1 tRNA gene and 2 rRNA genes are annotated in these 4178 nt (G+C 56.4%); all 3 read left to right on the forward strand.

Annotation, left to right across the window (positions count from 1 at the left end):
• A 16S ribosomal RNA gene (locus ACNSN4_RS16520) occupies window positions 1-649 on the forward strand; the annotation flags it as partial.
• Between the two features lie 198 nt (window positions 650-847).
• Window positions 848-919, forward strand: a tRNA-Ala gene (locus tag ACNSN4_RS16525).
• A gap of 261 nt (window positions 920-1180) precedes the next feature.
• Window positions 1181-4102 (forward strand): 23S ribosomal RNA (locus tag ACNSN4_RS16530).
• Window positions 4103-4178 lie beyond the last annotated feature (76 nt).

Raw genomic sequence — 4178 nt, forward strand, 5'->3', positions numbered from 1 at the left:
CCGCCTGGGAAGTACGTCCGCAAGGATGAAACTTAAAGGAATTGGCGGGGGAGCACTACAACCGGAGGAGCCTGCGGTTTAATTGGACTCAACGCCGGACATCTCACCAGCGTCGACTGTAATAATGACGATCAGGTTGATGACCTTATCCGAGTTTCAGAGAGGAGGTGCATGGCCGCCGTCAGCTCGTACCGTGAGGCGTCCTGTTAAGTCAGGCAACGAGCGAGACCCGCATCCTTACTTGCCAGCAGCACTGCGAAGTGGCTGGGGACAGTAAGGAGACTGCCGTGGCTAACACGGAGGAAGGAACGGGCAACGGTAGGTCAGTATGCCCCGAATGCGCTGGGCAACACGCGGGCTACAATGGTCAGGACAAAGGGTTCCTACTCCGAAAGGAGACGGTAATCTCAGAAACCTGATCGTAGTTCGGATTGTGGGCTGCAACTCGCCCACATGAAGCTGGATTCGGTAGTAATCGCGTGTCATAAGCGCGCGGTGAATACGTCCCTGCTCCTTGCACACACCGCCCGTCAAAGCACCCGAGTGAGGTCCGGATGAGGCACGTCACACGTGTCGAATCTGGGCTTCGCAAGGGGGCTTAAGTCGTAACAAGGTAGCCGTAGGGGAATCTGCGGCTGGATCACCTCCACAGACCCGAGACTCCCTTCCAAGGGAGCTCACCTTTCGACCGTTCACACGAACGGTCACTACTCATTCATGGTCACGTCCACCCACCCACCGCCCTGGACACCGACGAACTACCACGGTTCACACACACACCACGCCCCGACTCTCACACCCGAGTGAAAGTCGGACGCTGACCACCATCCTTCCCACACGGGAAGGTGGGCTCATAGCTCAGCGGTAGAGTGCCTCCTTTGCAAGGAGGATGCCCTGGGTTCGAATCCCAGTGAGTCCATGTCCCCCAACGCGAATCCGTCCCCTTAAGTGGGAGACGCGATTCGGTTGGGATAGACGACCGATGCACCATCCCGGGAAACCGCGGATGGGAAGGGTTCGACGAACGCCCCGCCAGGGCGATTCGATGACGACCGTGTATACGTGCGATCCAGACGTCCACTGAACTCATACGAGTTCGTGGAACGTCAGTGAACCATATACAGTCGGGTGACATTCTAGTCACTTGACACCGTCAGTGATTCGTTATGAATCGACTGACACACTACTGGCTACTGTGCCAGCTGGTGAATGGCTCGGCTCGAGAGCCGACGAAGGACGTGCCAAGCTGCGAAAAGCTCATGGGACCCGCATGGAGGGAAAGAACATGAGATCTCCGAATCGGAATCCGTTTACAATTGCCACGCGCAATAGGGAACTCCCTGAATTGAAACATCTCAGTAAGGGAAGGAAAAGAACGCAAACGCGATGTCGTCAGTAACCGCGAGTAAAAGCGACACAGCCCAAACCGAAGGTCTTCGGACCAATGTGGTGTTCGGGTTGACAACCAAAACGAGAACTCTCATTCGAAGTCTCCTGGAACGGAGCGTGAAACAGGGTGATAACCCCGTAGAATGAGGCAGTACCGTTGGCGTCAATACCAGAGTAGCAGGGGTCGGATATCCTCTGTGAACAACTCAGGCATCCCCTGAGAAGGCTAAACACTCCTCGAGACCGATAGCGAACAAGTAGCGTGAGCGAACGCTGAAAAGCACCCCGAGAAGGGCGGTGCAATAGGGCCTGAAATCAGCTGGCGATCGAGCGACAGGGCGTACAAGGCGATTCACAAAACGACCGAGAAGCGATTCTCTAGTAGGAAGTGAATCGAGCCGGCGTCGTGTCGTGCGTTTTGAAAAACGACCCAGGGAGTGTACTTAATTGGCGAGTCTAACTCGTGAACCGAGGAAGGCGCAGGGAAACCGATACGGCCGCAGCACTATGTGTGAGGGCCACCGTGTTCAAGCGCGGGGAGTCAATTGGGTACGACCCGAAACCAGGCGATCTATACACAGGCAGGGTGAAGCGTGGCGAAAGCCACGTGGAGGCCCGTTAGAGGTGGTATTCTACAATATCCTCTCGTGATCTGTGCATAGGGGTGAAAGGCCCATCGAGCCTGGCAACAGCTGGTTCCAACCGAAACATGTCGAAGCATGACCTCTTCCGAGGTAGCCCGCGGGGTAGAGCTACCGATTGGATGACCCGCCTCCGAGAGGAGTCGGCCATCCTGTCGAACTCCAAACCCGCAGGCGCTGTAGACGAAGGGAGTCCGGTGCGCGGGGTAAGCCTGTGTACCGTGAGGGGAACAACCCAGAGCCGGGTTAAGGTCCCAAAGTGTAGATTAAGTGCGATTCGAAGGTGGTCTCAAGCCCTAAACAGCCGGGAGGTGAGCTTAGAAGCAGCTACCCTCTAAGAAAAGCGTAACAGCTTACCGGCCGAGGTTTGAGGCGCCCAAAATGATCGGGGCTCAAATCTACCACCGAGACCTGGCCGTGCCCTTGACAGGGGCAACCGCGTAGGTTGGCGTTCTGTTCGGATGGAAGCACGGGTGAGAACTCGTGTGGACCGTTCAGAAACGACAATCCTGGTCACAGTAGCAGCGATAGTCGGGTGAGAACCTCGACGGCCTGATGAGCAAGGGTTCCTCGGCACTGCCAATCAGCCGAGGGTCAGCCGGTCCTAAGATGCACCGTAATTCGACTGCATCAACGGGAAACTGGTTAATATTCCAGTGCCATCGTGCAGTAAACGTCGACGCCGTGTGGAACGCTGAGCCGGGCATTCGCCCGGTCGAATCGTGGAAACTCGTGGATGCCGTCATGGCACGAAGCGAGCGAAACGCGAGATAGCGCAAGTCAGCCGTACATAGGGCCCGTGAAAAGACAAGCACGATGTCCGTACCGAGATCCGACACAGGTGCTCTGGCAGCGAAAGCCACGGCCTGTCGGGAGAACCGACGTTAGGGAATTCGGCAAGTTAGTCCCGTACCTTCGGAAGAAGGGATGCCTGCTCTCTACGGAGCAGGTCGCAGTGACTCGGGCGCTCCGACTGTCTAATAACAACACAGGTGACCGCAAATCCGAAAGGACTCGTACGGTCACTGAATCCTGCCCAGTGCGGGTATCTGAACACCTCGTACAAGAGGACGAAGGACCCGTCAACGGCGGGGGTAACTATGACCCTCTTAAGGTAGCGTAGTACCTTGCCGCTTCAGTAGCGGCTTGCATGAATGGATAAACGAGAGCGCCACTGTCCCAACGTTGGACCCGGTGAACTGTACGTTCCAGTGCGGAGTCTGGAGACCCCCAAGGGGAAGCGAAGACCCTATAGAGCTTTACTGCAGGCTGTCGCTGAGACGTGGTCGCCGATGTGCAGCATAGGTAGGAGTCATTACACAGGTACCCGCGCCAGCGGGCCACCGAGACAACATTGAAATACTACCCGTCGGTGACTGCGACTCTCACTCCGGGAGGAGTACACCGGTAGCCGGGCAGTTTGACTGGGGCGGTACGCGCTCGAAAAGATATCGAGCGCGCCCGAAGATCATCTCAGCCGGGTCGGGAATCCGGCGAAGAGCGCAAGAGCACAAGATGGTCTGACAGTGTCATTCCCAACGAGTGACGCTGACGCGAAAGCGTGGTCTAGCGAACCTACGAGGCTCCGGAATGGGGCCCGTAGATGACAGAAAAGCTACCTTAGGGATAACAGAGTCGTCACCCGCAAGAGCACATATCGACCGGGTGGCTTGCTACCTCGATGTCGGTTCCCTCCATCCTGCCTGTGCAGAAGCAGGCAAGGGTGAGGTTGTTCGCCTATTAAAGGAGGTCGTGAGCTGGGTTTAGACCGTCGTGAGACAGGTCGGCTGCTATCTATTGGGGGTGTCAAGGTACTTGACGTGAACGAACGTATAGTACGAGAGGAACTACGTTTGGTCGCCACTGGTGTATCGGTTGTCCGGAAGGGCAGATGCCGAGTAGCCACGCGACACGGGGTAAGAGCTGAACGCATCTAAGCTCGAAACCCACATGGAAAAGAAGTACCGATGAGGTCACTCGTAGAAGACGAGTTCGATAGACTCGGGATGTACGCACCGAGGCAACGAGGTGTTGAGTCCACGAGCACTAACAGACCGAAGCCACAGTCATACGGCACTGACACCACAGTTCGTATGAGTTCAGGCGGTAACTGGATCGCACATATACACGGTCAGACGGTCGAGAGAC

The sequence above is a fragment of the Halorubrum marinum genome (genome assembly GCF_048381195.1).
Lineage (GTDB): Archaea > Halobacteriota > Halobacteria > Halobacteriales > Haloferacaceae > Halorubrum.